Raw genomic sequence first — 15,014 nt, 5'->3', positions numbered from 1 at the left:
TCCTGGTGTTTATTGCGCGGTGGAACCACACTGAACCCATCCCGAACTCAGAGGTGAAACGCTGCTGCGGCGACGATAGTCTAGGGGTAGCCCTACGCCAAAATAGCTCTATGCCAGGTTTTATATTTTAATCAAACAAACAAGCCCCTCTGAATTTAATCACAGGGCTTGTTTGTTTTTTCCATATTCCCCTAGCTCTAATGAAATTTTAATAGTCCAAAAAATATACAAATGTCAAATAAATCGCATAAAAAGTAACAATCTTTTTTGTCTTCGTGAGTTATTGTCGCTCCCTAGATTTGTGTGTCAAAGTAATCGGTTTACCTTTACCTTCACAACGTATGTGTATTTTTGTACTGAAACCACCGCGAGAACGATCTAGTTTTTCGTCTTCTTGTGCAAAGCACACGCTTGCGCGAACCCCTTTTTTCCACTTCCTCGGCGTGAGTCGGCGTATTACTGTTCGATCTACGCTCCGGAACTTCCCAATCAAGTTTTCCTTGAGAGTCTGCGTTAGCGTTCGGTAAGCGTCTCGTAGAGACTGGAGTTTAGACTAACGCATGACAAAACAGTGCAGCAGAAAGAATCTAATACACAACTCCAAATTTGATTCTTATCAAGAGGCTGTTCAATACGTAGATAGTTTAAATAAGCAATTAAAATATCATCAAATTGATAGCATCGAATATTTAGAGAAACCATCCACAAATAAAAAAGATAAAACGATAGTTTATCAAGTTAACGCTTCATTATCTGAGAAGATAAGTGCGATTAAAATAGATTATCAAAGTGCTGGACGTTTTGGGAAAAGCAACAAACATTTTAGATGAAAAATCTCTTAGTAATGATGATATGCTTGAAAAATATAAAGCACAGCAGAGCTGTGAGAGAGGATTTAGATTTCTCAAGGACTCTTTATTTTTTGCAGATAGTATTTTTCTTAAGTCTCCAGAAAGAATTGAAGCTATGGCTATGATAATGGGATTATGTCTATTAGTATATACTCTAGCTCAAAGACAAATAAGAAAAGCCTTATCAGCCTCAAAATCTACTATTAGTTCGCAGCTTGGTAAATCTATAAGCAACCTGACTATGCGTTGGATATTTAAATGTTTTCAATCTATACATATAGTCAAAATTAATAATGATATATCCATATCAAATCTGACTTCAGAAAGAAAATATATTCTGAGTTTTCTGCCCGATAAATGTCGTTATTATTATCAATGCTAAAAGCGTATGTGTCAACAATTTATTTGTGATAAAGGCTATTAATTTTAATTAATAGTCACAAATGATACAGCAGATTGCAGGTTTATGAGGTACAGTAACAACAGTTTGTAAACCAGTTTTTTAAATGCTTGGGATTAACCAAATCGAGTGCAGTCGTAATTAAAATATCAACCCTCAATGTTGTGGTTGGAGAAAACTGACGTAAAAAAGCTTTTAATTGTGACCACCAATGTTCTATTGGATTAAAATCAGGAGAGTAAGGTGACTGGTAAAGAACACTTGCACCTACAGATTGAATCAGAGGTTCGATTTCTGCAACTTTATGGGCTGGGAGATTATCTATAACAACCACAGCACCCGTCCATAGTTGAGGAAGCAAACACTTTTCGACAAAGACTTTAAATGCGTTTCCATCCATTGAGTTGTTCAAAGTCATAACAGCCAAAACTTGTTTTATGCTTATTGCCCCAATTACCGTAACCTTTGCTCCTCGATAAAATGGTTTGGAGTCATATACCCTCGTTCCATGAGAACTTCGAGCATTTGCTCGTGTCAAACAAGCGTAAAACACCCATTTCATCAATGAAAACCAGGTTTTCTGGATCTATTTGTTTTACTTGCTGCCAATACTCACTTCTTAAATTTTGGACTCTTTCTGTCTTCGCTTGACTGCTGCGTAACGTCTTTTTTTTAGTGTCAGTTTTTGTTTTTGCAATGCACGACACATCGTACTTGTACTTACCTAATGATTATGAATTTCACCCAAATACTCGCAGTATTCTAGTAAAGTCGCGTCTGGGTATTTTTCAACCAAGTTAGTAAGTTGAGCTTCATATCCATCTAACTTACCCTTCATTCCTCCGCCCTGCTTTTCGGTTCCACATGACCTTGGGCTTTCTTGATTGAGAGCAGTTTTTGCACAAAACTTTTGGTTACACCAAATCTAGAAGTAATTTTTCTAACTGAGGTATTGCCTTGCTCGTAAGCCTTAACTATTTTTTCTCGGAAGTCAATGGAATAAGCTTTCATTTTACCCGTCGATACACTGACATTTTAGTGTACCTCATTTATCTGCAATTTGCTGTAATCACTTTTAATTATTTATTCATAGTTGAAACGCAGATAATAAATTAATAATTATAAGTTTTTATCTATTGTTTAAGCGTAAATAATTATTGCTTCTTATTGAGAAGAAAATATTATTCAGGGTAGGTAAATAATATAACTATACGAGCAAGTAAAGTATTTGTTTATTCTCATTATCGAGAAAATATTCAGTAAAAACCCTTTTATGACAGTTAGGGTGCGGAATGTGGGTTTTAACCCTTTAACTGGCCAAGGCGTTTCATCCACATGGACGTTTGGTTGCACCTGTTGTACCCAGTCACTTAATTGCGAGATACTCGGTTCAATTGCTTTTTCAACTCGCGCATCGGTAGTTACCAAGGTACCAACTCCAATGTCGATTTGCCCGAGTTCCCACAACATTTCTTGCTGTTTTTCATAGGGCAGATGTCCATAATTACCCATCCACCCCAAAAATGCTTGCAGTCTTACACCCAAGTCTTGCCCTGGTATCATTTCTGGTGACCAAGGAGCAGTTTCAATTGAGCCACAATGTTGACATTCAAGAGTGTGGCGTTGATACTCCACGATCTCGATGGGACGGAGAACCAATTGCGCCACTTGCTGAAATTCAATTTTGACTGGCTGGTCTAAAAACGCCATCTGACGGCAACAGGCACACATTTGGGGGCGCAAAATTTCAAAACGGTCTACCCGACCAAATCCTTTACGAGTCTTTCCTATATGTCCTGGTTGTCCACCTGGTTTTCGTCTTGGACTATCCGATTGGTGTTCAATTTCAGGTTAGAGGATTTGGAGCTACAGGAAATAGTGGTTGAGTTTTTGAGTGACAAATCTCGTTCAGGAACGCCTAACGTTTTTAGCGAAGAACAGGTGAGCCAAATTCTGGCTTTAGCAAAAGCTAAAGAAGTTTTTGGGCATAAGGAAATTATAGAACTGCCGGGGTATAGGGAAAGTAAGCAAATAGCCGATGAGGCTGTTAGGTTAGGCATTGTACCAAATATTTCCCCTAGAAGTGTAGGACGATTCCTGAAACAAAGGAATGCAGTAGCAGTTTAGGATCATCAACTTTTCTAGGACTTACTTAGTTACTGAGGAGCCGTGTGAATTTAACAATTCATGCACGGTTTTGTAGCCAAGTCAGGAGGGTGACTTCCTGGCTTAGGTATCCAAGTAGCAACATGTATTAACTATTTTAATACCTGATAACACTTACCAATCTTCTTGATAATAGCGCCAACTAACTGTTTACAACTAATTTTTGCTTTTTTATCTCATAATAAACTTTTGTATTTTTATATACAAAAGTTTATTATGAATTTTTCTCCTTACTTTTACAGATGTATTAATAAAATTTAACTTTTAAAACATCTGTGCTACTTAATATTTCATAAAGTACGAAAACCCTAGGTTTATATCTTGGGGCTCGGCTGTAATCCTTAATAGCTAAGATAAATTCAGTTTTATATAAACCTTATTATTTTATATTTTTTATACAATCAACTTTATATTTTAAGTAATTTTATTTAGTATAGTTATTTGCTCTTAAAAAAAGTTAAAATAACAAAAGCTTATATGTAATTTTTGAAACTTATCAAATACGCATTGTTCCAAACAGGGTTTTAAGATACTCTTTGAGATGTAACTACTCAAGTAAGTAATTTTTGTATCATTTTTCTAGCTTTTGACATTTAGCAAAGTTAATACTGCAGTGTAGTTTTTTCTCCAGATAGCAAATAGAATATTAACTATGATCAACAATAGTCTTTTTGTCAAAGAAAACAGTATTGGTACACCCTTAAGATGGAAAGGGTCTGATTATTTTATTGCAACTGATGCAAAGCAGATTGAGCTTTTTTTACACGATTTAGGCACATTATGTATTGCATATTGGTTCTAGCGTTGCCCTTGCTAAGGGTGGAGAAATATCGCCTTCAGGAAATTACAATTGTTTAGGCTTAATACCAGCATTTAAGCCTGAGTGGCTTGGTAGTGATGGCTTTAGAAAAGATCACGGCACAAATTATGCCTATCAAGCAGGGGCTATGGCTAATGGTATTGCTCCAGTTGATTTGGTGACCTCCTTAGGTAGAAAAGGATATTTAGGTTCCTTTGGTGCGGCTGGTTTACCTCTCAAGCAAGCGTAAGAAGTTATCATAACATTTAAAGCTAATCTTCCTAATGCTCCTTTAATAGCCACAAAAGATTTGATTTCAACAACTCACTTAGTTTAGCGGTCGTAAAAAGTAGAGAAAAAATGAGAAATAACAGAATGGGTATATATTTCAACTAGTACTACATCAACTTGCTATCACTGACAAACTCTAATAACTGTTTTAAAGCTGAAATATTTAATACCAATTCTCTGTGAAGCTGCACATTATTTTGATCTCTCTAATCTCCCCTTTTAAGGGAAAGTGCCGTATTTCGTGAATTTTTTCTATGCATCTTCATCTTCAATTGGTATAAATATGAACCTTTTTAAAATACTTGATTTAGACTTTATTGGTGTTCAAAAGCACTCAATTATTTGATTGGATGTGTATTAATTGGACTAATTCATATTGCCCTTCTATAAGTTTTAAAAGAGGGGAAAATCAGTAATTTGATCCACCACTCAATTTTCTATAATTAGTAACTCGAGAATTAATTGATGGACTTGACAAAAAATGTGAAAATTTTAGAAAATCCTCAAAAAATCACCAAAAAGTTGTCTGAATCTCTAAGTTGTGTTATTGCTAGTACTTCAAATGATTTTGAGCAGATCAATCGTCTTTGGCATGAAGTGTATGTAAAGGAAATGGGATGGCTACAAACTACATCCCAAGATTTGTTTCATGACCGTTATCATCCCTATTCAGTGTATTTTCTAGCTAGTATTGATGAAGTCGCTGTAGGCACACTTCGTTTAGTCTTCGACTCTTCAATTGGTTTGCCAGTTGAACAATTCTTTCATCTTGGGTTGCTTAAAATAAACCATAGATTTGTCGAAGGCCAGCGAATGATGGTATCCTCTTCTTTTAGGCATCGAAAATTTAAATCTGCACCATTTGGGTTATTAATGAGTCTCAATAAAGCAGCCTTCCATTACTGCTTTATGTCTGGAGTAACCCACATACTAGCTGACGCTTTCGTCAATACTCCTACTACGCCAATCAAAGCATTTAAGGCACTAGGTTTTGAGGAAGTTGGCTGTCCATTTGCTGATACAGAGTTATCCGATTCTAGCAAAAGTGTAATGCTAATTCTTGGTATGGATCGATTAATATCAAAGGCATATATTGCCCAGGGAAAACTCTTCAAATATTTGTTAGAGTTTGACCCGAACTTTCACTTCTACAACAATGAATTTGTAATAAAATAGAAAATTCGAGGTAGTATCATGAATATTTGGGAGCAAATTGTACGTGATAAAGGTCAAGAATTCCTGGATTTTGTCATCGTCGTAAATGTCAATTTCTACTTTGCTGAACTTGAGATTATCGACCTATGTGCAAAGTGGATTCCCAGACGCTCAATTTTAAAGGAAAAGTTTTTGCTTGTTCATCATGCGGCAGATGAGATTCGCCATTCAGAACAATTCAAAGCGGGAGTGGAATCTCTAGAACTAGAATGGGATAAGCTTGACTTTAGCAAGTATCGCATTTCTGATGTCTCAGATCGCTTTAGCAAAATGAGAGAAAGCGATGACGAACTTGAAGTTTTAGTTGGATTAAATTTATACGCTGAAGGCGTGTTAGCGATTGAAGAGTTGCTTCAACTAGATCGAAACGCTTCGCAGTACTTCCCTGCATTCCATCAAATCCTTAAGGATGAAGGGATGCATTTAGGATATGGAAAGGAAGTACTTCGTCGATTAATTAACGAAAGTCCAGAAAATCGAGAGCGTGCTCAGGCATACTGCAACTGGTGTCGAGAACATCTCAAGCAATATCACGGAAGTGATATCTCGCCTGTCATTGATCAGGCAGCTAAATTTGGATTGATAGACAACAACTTCCGTGAAAAAACTGTTGAGCGATTTGTGACTGTTATGTCTTCCGTAGGACTCTCAGCAGCATAGCCTGTCTAATAGCTTCTCAAAAAACCTAACCATGACTCATGAAATAGTGTATTGAGAAGCTAAAAGCCATGCCCTAGCTTAGGAATCCTTCATCCCTTTAAGTTTTCTAAATTAGCACTTTCGGAGGTAAAAAAAATGTCTAACAAGTACGATGTGATTGTCATTGGTGGTGGACCTGGAGGTTCAACTTCTAGTACTTTGCTAGCAGACGCCGGAAGGAATGTTCTTCTCCTTGAACGTGAAGAGTTTCCTAGGTATCACATTGGCGAGTCTTTACTATCTGGGACTGCTGATCTGCTTAAGAAAATTGGTGTCCTTGAGAAAGTTGAAAATTCTGGATTCGTCAAGAAGTTTGGAGTTACTTGGATTTGGGGAAGTAATCGCGAACCCTGGACTGTCTATTTCAAAGATGCACTTGCAATGCCTTATGACTTTGGCTATCAAGTTGAACGCGGTCCTTTTGATAAACTCCTATTAGATAACGCCCGTGAACACGGTGTAACAGTTCTTGAGCGTCATCGTGTAATAGGTTTCAAACAGGAGCAAGGCAGAATTGTAGCTCTTGAGTATGAATCCGTAGAAACAGGAACTCGCCACATAGCAGAGGCTAATTGGGTAATAGATGCTTCTGGACAGGGAGGATTTATTACGAAACAGCTTGGTAAGCGGACGTGGGACGAAAAGCTTAGAAACATGGCGATCTGGAGTTACTGGAAAGATGCATGGCGTCCGGAAGGACTCGACGCAGGGAATACATTTTTACCAACATTCGATGATGGATGGTGGTGGTACATACCTTTACGAGACAATATCACGAGTATAGGGGTTGTTCTTGACCAAGAAAACTATGCTTTGGCTCTAAAGCAAGGTACTAAAGAGTTCTACCTTGACGCAATTCAAAGAACTCCTGAGCTTGCTAAGCTACTCGAGTCAGCTGAAATAGTTGACGAGATCCGAGTGATGAAAGACTGGTCATATACCTACGATTCATTTTTCGGAAAAGGGTATATTGCTGTTGGTGATGCAGCATGTTTTATCGATCCTCTTTTCTCAACAGGGGTGCATCTTGCGATGCTATCAGGTTTTCTTGCTGCGGTTAGCTTGAATACCATACTGACCGACCCTTCACAAAGTGAAAGTGAAGTTCTTAGTTTCTACCAGGAACAGTATTATCGCGAATACAATCGGTTGAAAGAGCAAGTTTACTTTTTATACGGTGGTCATAACTCGAAAGAGTCATACTTTTGGCATGCCCGAAACACTCTCGATATTCCTAATGCAAAACCCGAAGAAGCATTTATCACAATCATAGCTGGTGCCTATGAACATAGGTCTTGGTACCGTAGATTCATGAATAAATTAGAAGTGCCTACTCATTTAAAAAAGATAACTGACGGCATCTTTGATGGAGAAAGCGTAGGCTCAGAGATGGTTTCTGTGTCTACTCCATTAGTTAAAAGTCAGAACTGGAAGATTAAGGAAAGTTTTGCCATAGATGGGCTACAACTCCGACCTGCTAAAGTAATAGCTTTCTCTGATGGACGTTCCTTACCATTCACTGAGAATATGAGCAAAATTCTTAGTAAGACCGATGGACAAACAAATTCTCTAAAGCTAATTGAATTGTGTGGAGATAGTAATGAGCAAGTCAAAGGTTCTATCCGCTCCACAATCAATGAAGCCATTACACATGGAGTCTTAGTTTCTGGGAACGTTTAAGGATAGTCTATGTAGAATAGGTCAAAATTATGGCAGCCATAAAACTTCTCGAAAAGCATGAAGTGGACAATGAGGCAGCAACAATTCTTGAGATGGTTGAGAGAGACTATGGTCTTGTCCCCAACATTTTGAAAGCTATTGCTAATTGTCCTGAATTGTTAACTTCATTTGTACCTTTCTGGGCAAAGTTGTATATCTCACCTTCTGTTGGACCGCGATATCGAGCCCTAGCAGCTTTAGGAACTGCAAAAGCTCATGACTGCAAATATTGTGTTTCACATATGTCAGCATCAGCGCTGAAAGTAGGGCTAACTCAGCTCGAAATAAATGCAATAGGTTTACCAAGCAGTAACGAAATACTAAATGAGAAAGAGCAACTTATTGTCGAGTATGCATTTGTACTAACAAAAGACTCAGGGGGAGTTACAGACGAACTGCTTGGAAAGCTGAAGGAAAACTTTAATGATGCAGAGCTTGTAAATCTGACTCTGTTAATAGGTCTATACAACTTGACAGGTCGTTTTCTAAAAGCTTTAAGAATAGATATCGAAGAGACAATGACTATAGAGTCAGGAATCGAAAGTTTCACTTCCGTTTAAGTAAGAACGAGAGGGAGTAGTAGCAATGCATTTTGAAAAGGCACTAGAAGCAACGAGAAATGACTACATAAGTCATATTGAAAACAATCCATTTTTTGAGAAACTCCGTTCTGGAAGTTTTACGCGGTTGCAGTACATAGCCTACATTAGAGAAACCTACCATCTCATCCATCATACAGTGCCTTATCTTGAACTTGCAGCAGAAAAAATTAGTGGCAAAGACAATTGGTTGCACAGTTTTTTTTCAGAGTTTGCTCATCAAGAGAAGGGGCACGATCTTCTTTGCGTCAATGATATTCGGGCGCTTGGAGAAGATCCTACAGAAGTTCTGTCTGGTCATCCTTCACAAGGAGGATGGGCTATGATTACGCAAAACTATTATCTCGCAACAGTTGGGAATCCAGTCGCACTAATTGGCGATGCAGTTGCAACAGAAGGATTAGGTGAAACCTGGGCTAAAGCTGTTGCAGATTTGCTGGAAACTAAATGTGGTATACCCCGCAATGCCACAACATTTCTGAGAGTGCATGGACTTGATGATATCGCCCATGCAGATGAAGCAAGGGAGGCGTTGGAGCGTTATGGTCATAACGATACTTACTATGACGATATCGTTCATGCTTGGAAAATGACACTTCAATACTACGGACAGCTTTTTACCGATTCTTTAGCTTTGGGTGATTTATGGGCAACGAACCGCCAAGATCATTCTGCCAAGCACGAACTCGTAAGTTAGATTGTGTAAATTGTCAAAGCCGAATAGAATCCATAAGATGAAAGGCAATGACCATCCATCCTGCTTACTTAATGAACAACTTCAAGAATGTTAAAATTCCCAAGAGATTCTGGGTGAAGAAAGACTGTTGAAACGTATAGCTTGAGATAGAGATCTACTCTAAAGAGATTTTCCATTTCAATGGAAAATCGGCTTATTGTCAGGAGATTTGCATTCACATAAAGTTCTTGACAAATTCCTAAGTACCACAGACATTTAACCATGTATAGCAATCCTAAATCATTTGTGAAAAAGCGAAGTACATTTTTAAGCTCATCCCACCCCTAGAAGGAGTGGGATTTCGCGGGCAATGCACATAGGGCATGGGGCATGGGAAAGAATACCAATGCCCAATGCCCTATGCCCCAAGTCTAAAGGCGGCGGTTCATCCCACCCCTAGAAGGAGTGGGCAAACCCGCCGACTTCTGTAAATCATTCTTTCCTGCCCCCTAGCTTAACAAAAAAAATCACGACTCATTTAGGACTGCTATAGTGTAGTATGTTCAAGAACTCACCAACTTTATGCGATATCATTGCTTCAATGAAAAGCAATGATTCGACCTATATCACTTACAGAATTCACAACGATGTCATACGCAAAACTTACTCACAATGCTATCGAGAAGCGATCGCACTTTCTTGCGCCTTTAAATGGCTTGGAGTGAACCAAGGCGATATTGTCGCTATACATGGAGGAACCTCATACGCCTGGTTTGTAACTGATTTAGCCTGTGTTTTAGCAGGAGCAGTTTCCCTTGCACTTTATCCAAGCGCTCCTCGATCAAGAGTTCTTGTTGCAATCAAGGAAATGAAGGTGTCATTGCTCGTTACAGAAGACTGTGACCACTGTAAGGAGTATACTGATCTCGGATGTAAAGTGATTTCGTTGAGCGATACAAATAATGCTCAAATTGTCTCAGTTGCTTTTTTGATTGCTCAGTTTATCAATGCCGAGCCTCCTTCCATCGTTTTTCTCGACCCGTTCACCATTGTATCTACAAGCGGTACTCTTTCTGAACCTCGGTTTTTCGCTGTTCATTCTTATCCGCTTCTCTACACTATAGACCGTTTCAAGGAAATTTATAGTTTTACATCTCAAGATTCTCTGCTGATGGTATTGCCACAGTCACACTTACCGCAACGGATGCTTACTTATGGGATGATTAAAAATAGGATAGATATTATTTTATCTAACCCAACACGGCTCATCCAAGATTCGATAGAATTTGCTCCAACTATTCATGTAATTGTTCCACGACTGCTGCAGCATCTTGATTCTCGTCTGTCTAAAATTTCAAATTTACAGCAGCAAAAAACTGGAACTCAGCTTTCAGTAGCTAATGTATTTGGACCTAAAGCTCGTTGTATTTTTATTGGAAGCGCACCAACACCAAAATCATTGCTGGAAAAATTTCAAAGAATGGGATGTCCCATTTTTGAAGTTTATGGCACGACTGAGCTAGGTATGATTGCGATAAACTCGCCTCAGTATCAACGTTTTGGAAGAGTTGGGAAAGTTGTTGATTGGGGATCCGTTATGATAGCTCCTGAAACTAATGAAGTTCTCTTCTCGACTAATATTCCCTTTTTATATGGCTTGATTAAGGATGGAAAAGTTATCCATGATGAAAAATTTGGACGAGAATTGACTAGTACTGGAGATGTGGGAAGACTAGATGAAGATGGATATTTAAGTCTTGCTGGGCGAATAAAAGAATTTGTTGCTCTACTAAGTGGTGAAAAGATATTCGTTCGCCCTATGGAAGAGGAAATATCCAAAATTCAGAGTGTTGAAGCCTGTGTTGTTGTTGGTAATGGTGAGCGAGAATTATCAGCTCTCATATTTGTAGAACTCGATACAATCTCTAATAACCGGGAGGTGCAAGAAGAGTATATAGGAACAGCCATCATGGAGATAAACCATTCTTTGCATCCTTGGGAGAGAATTAAAAAATTCCTATTGATTGGTGAGTTACCAACTGTTGAGAATGGGTGTTTAACGGAAACATTAAAGCTTCGCCGACATATAATTAGTGAGCGATATGCGAAAAATAATGCACAATATCGTTTAGTTACAGCTACAAAGAATGACAACATTGAGGAACGTGTAGGACAATGACAACTAATCTAAATATCAAAACGGTTGAAAAGGAAGTTGATATTGGACGAGGTGTAATCCATTGCACTTTGAGAGGAGAAGGACCAGTAGTATGCCTTTCGTCTACTTTATCTGGGACTTGGCTTTACCAGGCTAAATTGTTAAGGAAAGAGTATACTGTACTCACATTTGATATGCGTGGATATGGACATTCCATTACAAGGGAGCCTGGGTTTCCCTTAAATGAAGCGCATGCCGAAGATCTCAAAATGGTTTTAGAGCATCTAGGCTTTTATAAAGTCGTTTTGGTTGGGCTTTCACATGGTGGGGCCGTTGCTCAACATTTCGCAGTCAACTTCCCTGAGTATTTGCGGGGGCTTGTCATTGTATCTTCTTTGGCAAAAGCATCCGGTTCAACATTTATTCTTCTTAATCTTTTGCATGGTTTCTTGAAACGAGGAGATATAGAGACATTTTGGGAGGTTTTAAAAGCTTTCCTATTTTCCGAAAAAAATCTTTCCCGCGTACCTCAAGATGAGGATAATTTAAAGCGTCTCATGTTCAACCAGTATACGTGCGAGAGTCTTGAACATATATATGCTTGCTCCTTAAAACACGACACAAGAGAAATCTTACCTCAAATTAAAATACCCACTATGGTTGTCGGGGGTAGCGAAGATATACTTTTTCCACCACGAATTACAGACGAAATAGCTGCACTTATTCCTGGTGCGCAAAAGCATTTGTTAGAAACAGCGCATCTTCCACCAATTGAAGACCCAAAAGGGTTTCATTCAATACTAGAAGAGTTTTTAAAGACGCTTTAATTTTCTTCTCTACAATTTTGTACAAGTTGATTTTAGAGAGATGCTGACAAAAAGTTCTGAGATTCCTAGTGAACAAATAGTAAATGTGCAAAAAATACGCACATATTTCCGTGTTGTGGGTCCTGAAGAAGGACAACCAGTTGTTTTACTTCATGGTTTTTTAAGTTCATCCTATACATGGAGGAATGTATGGGGTGCCTTAGCCAAGAATTATCGTGTTTATATTCCTGACCTACCTGGTTATGGTAAGTCTCCAAGTGGTCATCCTCCATACTCAGTTGATTCTTATGCTCAGTTCCTCAATGAATTTCTCAAGACAATTGGAGTACAAAAAGCTACCATAGTAGGAGCGCAAATGGGTGGTTCCATTGCAGCATGGTTTGCGTCCCAATATCCAGATATGGTCAAGGATTTGATTATAATGGCTGCTGGAGCAATGGGAGAAACAAAAACAAATATGTGGTTGTATAAATTGATTGCTACGCCGATTTTGGGCAGTTTAGCAGCGCGTTTCTTCCCTCTCAATCTCTTTTCTCAACGCTGGCGCGCTGCTCATGTGAATAAGGAAGTTGCAACTGACGATGTCATTCTGTATTACTTCAGAAACTTCCAAAGAACAGGTTATCTGCAAACACGTATTGGACTCCAAGTTCGAGCAAGTTATGGAAGTCAATTCGAAAGATTTGAAGGAGTAATGAAATATGTTGAAATGCCAACTCTTCTAATTTGGGGTGAAGACGATCCATTAGTTCCATTATCAACTGCTTATCGATTTAAAAACTTCATTAAAAACTCACAACTTGTAACTATTTCTCACTGCGGCGATTTCCCTCATGAAGAATATCCAGATATTGTTGCTAGCCATATCTTAGAGTTCATTTCTCGTTAATTGCTAACTGTACTTTGGACAAAAAAGTGGCTCGCTTAAATTATTTGCAAAATAAAATCCAGGCATTATAAATTACCCCAGTTATTTTTATAACTGAGCCAAACTAAGTACACCTTTGCGTAAGTTCGTAGCGAATTGACAAGGGAAAACTTATGATGTTGGGTAAGCATACGTAAACATCCCTGAACCACTCAGTACTATGATTGGTAGGCAAAAAACTTACGGGGCGTGATGCGTAAAGCCCCCGTCTTTCAAGCGGGGGATATAACCCAATACGGTTCAGTTAAGGCTAAAAAGCTGATTAGTGATATGAAATTTCGCAGCTTTGGCTCGTTGTCCAGTACCTCTGTGTCTCAGCTTTTTAGAACGAAACTTTGATACAGGTTTTTTCACAACCCTGGGATTAGTACGGTGAACTCTTTCGGGTAACAACGTATCCAGAATTTCTACGGTTAGCCAATCGAAAAAAGGGGGAATTCTTCTGGCTGTAAGTGTTTAAATTTAGGAATAGCACGACGGATGACCCGTAATGTTCCTGTAAAACTCAGACGTAATGGTGGAACCCCAGCAGTAGTTGCAGCTTGAAACATTAACACCCTTACTGACCAATGTCCCAACAACCAGCCGTATACTTCCTGCACTACTTCGCGTGGTTTTTGGGAACGAACGTGAGTCTTTCGTCCTAAAAGGTGTATTTTCAATTCATCAATGGTATTCTCTACTTCCCAACGCTGATGATATTCTCTAGCTAACAGCTCTGCGGGGAATTTTTCAAGATCTAATAAGCTAGTAATCAAGCGATATGTGAGTTGTTCAGTTGGAGCTTCTGAATGCTCAATTGTATATTCAATCACTCGTACTAGTATTGGCTGAGAACCCTTTTTTCGGAGCTTTCCTGATGGGTAAATCCTAGACAGATAGGAGCCATCTTGGAGAGGTTGTTCCGCCAGGAACTTAACATTGGCTGGTATTCTTCCCTAAATAATCACACCCGTGAGAAACTGTTGCCTGTACCATTTCATAAGAATGCAAGCCCCTATCCCACATCAATAACATTCCTGCGGTGACTGAGCGTAACAACTTTAACGCTCGTACACGCTCTCCTATGCGATATGGGCACATCAAAGCATCAAAAATTAAGTGTGTCCCTGCTTCAATCAAGATCACTAATCTAACTTTTGGAAAAGCTGCAACTGTTCCAGGACGACTGCCAGGACGACCAAAAACTCTCGCATTTTCATCGCTGTCTGGGACATCGAAGCAGGTACCATCAATGACTACAACTCTTAGTCCATTGAGAAACGCTCCTAACGTCTCCTGTGTGGCCATTGGTCGTATTAATTGGTGAAATAATTGGCTCATTACCCTTGCACCTAATCGCTGTCGGGCTTGTGTAATGGCTGACTTACAAGGTACTCGCCAATATCTACCAACCTTAATCCATGCCTCACTTAGACCATCAATCAAGTTTTTAAGTACATCCGCATCGAGTCTTTTGACCACAAACTCATTGCTATTACAAGACTTACCACCAATTGTGTTGGTAATGAGCGCTTGCGTTCTTCTTCGCTTTGAGTGTTGGCGATCGCCTGTTCAATCTGTCCTGGGCTTACTTTTTCTCCTGGCTCTTGCCCAATTATTTCATTAATAATTTCTCCCAAACCTATGGAGTCTATAATCCCTGCAATTATACCCAAGTGGTCGATATTTTGAATTTCAATATCT

The 15,014-nt window shown here is 38.9% G+C and carries 14 protein-coding genes, 1 rRNA gene and 2 pseudogenes; 13 read left to right on the top strand and 4 right to left on the bottom strand.

From position 1 onward, the window contains the following. Position 1: 1 nt before the first annotated feature. The 3 genes from rrf to OGM63_RS24305 all read left to right on the top strand — a co-directional run bounded on the left by rrf (position 2) and on the right by OGM63_RS24305 (position 1,233). Positions 2-119, top strand: a 5S ribosomal RNA gene (rrf, locus tag OGM63_RS24315). 441 nt (positions 120-560) lie between these two features. After that, entirely contained in the window at positions 561-830 is a 270-nt protein-coding gene (locus tag OGM63_RS24310; RefSeq protein ID WP_263748245.1) for a hypothetical protein, read from the top strand. Then, the gene (locus OGM63_RS24305; protein ID WP_263748244.1) at positions 802-1,233 is read left to right on the top strand and encodes an IS1634 family transposase; all 432 of its coding nucleotides are present in this window, start codon (positions 802-804) and stop codon (positions 1,231-1,233) included. The genes OGM63_RS24310 and OGM63_RS24305 overlap by 29 nt, the downstream gene beginning before the upstream one ends. Positions 1,234-1,315: 82 nt before the next feature. Here the strand turns inward: OGM63_RS24305 and OGM63_RS24300 are convergent, their stop codons facing one another. The 3 genes and pseudogenes from OGM63_RS24300 to OGM63_RS24290 form a co-directional block, all read right to left on the bottom strand. Next, positions 1,316-1,813 carry a transposase gene (locus OGM63_RS24300; RefSeq protein ID WP_263748243.1) on the bottom strand — a complete coding sequence of 166 codons (498 nt, stop codon included), beginning with the start codon at positions 1,811-1,813 and terminating at the stop codon, positions 1,316-1,318. Positions 1,814-2,085: 272 nt separating this feature from the next. Further along, positions 2,086-2,262 (bottom strand): hypothetical protein, encoded by a 177-nt coding sequence (locus OGM63_RS24295; protein ID WP_263748242.1) that lies wholly within the window; start codon positions 2,260-2,262, stop codon positions 2,086-2,088. 288 nt (positions 2,263-2,550) lie between these two features. Next, positions 2,551-3,072: pseudogene (locus OGM63_RS24290) on the bottom strand (IS66 family transposase); the annotation flags it as partial. Here OGM63_RS24290 and OGM63_RS24285 point away from each other — a divergent pair. The 10 genes from OGM63_RS24285 to OGM63_RS24240 all read left to right on the top strand — a co-directional run bounded on the left by OGM63_RS24285 (position 3,043) and on the right by OGM63_RS24240 (position 13,289). Next, positions 3,043-3,378, top strand: coding sequence for a helix-turn-helix domain-containing protein (locus OGM63_RS24285; protein WP_263748241.1), 336 nt, complete (start codon positions 3,043-3,045; stop codon positions 3,376-3,378). The pseudogene OGM63_RS24290 and the gene OGM63_RS24285 overlap by 30 nt on opposite strands. Positions 3,379-4,202: 824 nt before the next feature. Next, entirely contained in the window at positions 4,203-4,466 is a 264-nt protein-coding gene (locus tag OGM63_RS24280) for a hypothetical protein (protein ID WP_263748246.1), read from the top strand. Between the two features lie 524 nt (positions 4,467-4,990). Continuing rightward, on the top strand, positions 4,991-5,683 hold the full coding sequence (locus OGM63_RS24275) for an N-acyl amino acid synthase FeeM domain-containing protein (protein ID WP_263748240.1): 693 nt from the start codon (positions 4,991-4,993) through the stop codon (positions 5,681-5,683). Positions 5,684-5,701: 18 nt separating this feature from the next. Beyond that, a complete protein-coding gene (locus tag OGM63_RS24270; RefSeq protein ID WP_263748239.1) occupies positions 5,702-6,382 on the top strand; it encodes a long-chain fatty aldehyde decarbonylase in 681 nt (226 codons plus the stop codon). Between the two features lie 135 nt (positions 6,383-6,517). Further along, positions 6,518-8,101, top strand: coding sequence for a tryptophan 7-halogenase (locus tag OGM63_RS24265; protein WP_263748238.1), 1,584 nt, complete (start codon positions 6,518-6,520; stop codon positions 8,099-8,101). 29 nt (positions 8,102-8,130) lie between these two features. Further along, the gene (locus OGM63_RS24260; protein WP_263748237.1) at positions 8,131-8,700 is read left to right on the top strand and encodes a carboxymuconolactone decarboxylase family protein; all 570 of its coding nucleotides are present in this window, start codon (positions 8,131-8,133) and stop codon (positions 8,698-8,700) included. Positions 8,701-8,725: 25 nt separating this feature from the next. Continuing rightward, positions 8,726-9,436, top strand: coding sequence for an iron-containing redox enzyme family protein (locus tag OGM63_RS24255; protein ID WP_263748236.1), 711 nt, complete (start codon positions 8,726-8,728; stop codon positions 9,434-9,436). Positions 9,437-10,016: 580 nt separating this feature from the next. Further along, on the top strand, positions 10,017-11,594 hold the full coding sequence (locus OGM63_RS24250) for an AMP-binding protein (RefSeq protein ID WP_263748235.1): 1,578 nt from the start codon (positions 10,017-10,019) through the stop codon (positions 11,592-11,594). Continuing rightward, positions 11,591-12,400, top strand: a complete 810-nt coding sequence (locus OGM63_RS24245) for an alpha/beta fold hydrolase (RefSeq protein ID WP_263748234.1) — start codon at positions 11,591-11,593, stop codon at positions 12,398-12,400. Before OGM63_RS24250 ends, OGM63_RS24245 begins: the two co-directional genes overlap by 4 nt. A 40-nt stretch (positions 12,401-12,440) precedes the next feature. Then, on the top strand, positions 12,441-13,289 hold the full coding sequence (locus OGM63_RS24240; RefSeq protein WP_263748233.1) for an alpha/beta fold hydrolase: 849 nt from the start codon (positions 12,441-12,443) through the stop codon (positions 13,287-13,289). Between the two features lie 452 nt (positions 13,290-13,741). Here the strand turns inward: OGM63_RS24240 and OGM63_RS24235 are convergent. Beyond that, positions 13,742-14,887, bottom strand: a pseudogene (locus tag OGM63_RS24235) (IS4 family transposase). Between the last annotated feature and the right edge of the window lie 127 nt (positions 14,888-15,014).

Source organism: Plectonema radiosum NIES-515, from assembly GCF_025753815.1.
GTDB classification, from domain to species: Bacteria; Cyanobacteriota; Cyanobacteriia; order Cyanobacteriales; family Nostocaceae; genus Hassallia; species Hassallia radiosum_A.
The sequence above is the reverse complement of the archived record's forward strand: the minus strand, read 5'-3'. Positions and strand labels throughout refer to the sequence as shown.

Excerpts from the sequence above, each read along its gene's own strand:
- OGM63_RS24310 (WP_263748245.1), top strand. The coding sequence starts at position 561 with ATGACAAAACAGTGCAGCAGAAAGAATCTAATACACAACTCCAAATTT.
- OGM63_RS24300 (WP_263748243.1), bottom strand. The coding sequence starts at position 1,813 with ATGAAATGGGTGTTTTACGCTTGTTTGACACGAGCAAATGCTCGAAGT.
- OGM63_RS24295 (WP_263748242.1), bottom strand. The coding sequence starts at position 2,262 with ATGAAAGCTTATTCCATTGACTTCCGAGAAAAAATAGTTAAGGCTTAC.
- OGM63_RS24285 (WP_263748241.1), top strand. The coding sequence starts at position 3,043 with ATGTCCTGGTTGTCCACCTGGTTTTCGTCTTGGACTATCCGATTGGTG.
- OGM63_RS24270 (WP_263748239.1), top strand. The coding sequence starts at position 5,702 with ATGAATATTTGGGAGCAAATTGTACGTGATAAAGGTCAAGAATTCCTG.
- OGM63_RS24265 (WP_263748238.1), top strand. The coding sequence starts at position 6,518 with ATGTCTAACAAGTACGATGTGATTGTCATTGGTGGTGGACCTGGAGGT.
- OGM63_RS24260 (WP_263748237.1), top strand. The coding sequence starts at position 8,131 with ATGGCAGCCATAAAACTTCTCGAAAAGCATGAAGTGGACAATGAGGCA.
- OGM63_RS24255 (WP_263748236.1), top strand. The coding sequence starts at position 8,726 with ATGCATTTTGAAAAGGCACTAGAAGCAACGAGAAATGACTACATAAGT.
- OGM63_RS24250 (WP_263748235.1), top strand. The coding sequence starts at position 10,017 with ATGAAAAGCAATGATTCGACCTATATCACTTACAGAATTCACAACGAT.
- OGM63_RS24245 (WP_263748234.1), top strand. The coding sequence starts at position 11,591 with ATGACAACTAATCTAAATATCAAAACGGTTGAAAAGGAAGTTGATATT.
- OGM63_RS24240 (WP_263748233.1), top strand. The coding sequence starts at position 12,441 with ATGCTGACAAAAAGTTCTGAGATTCCTAGTGAACAAATAGTAAATGTG.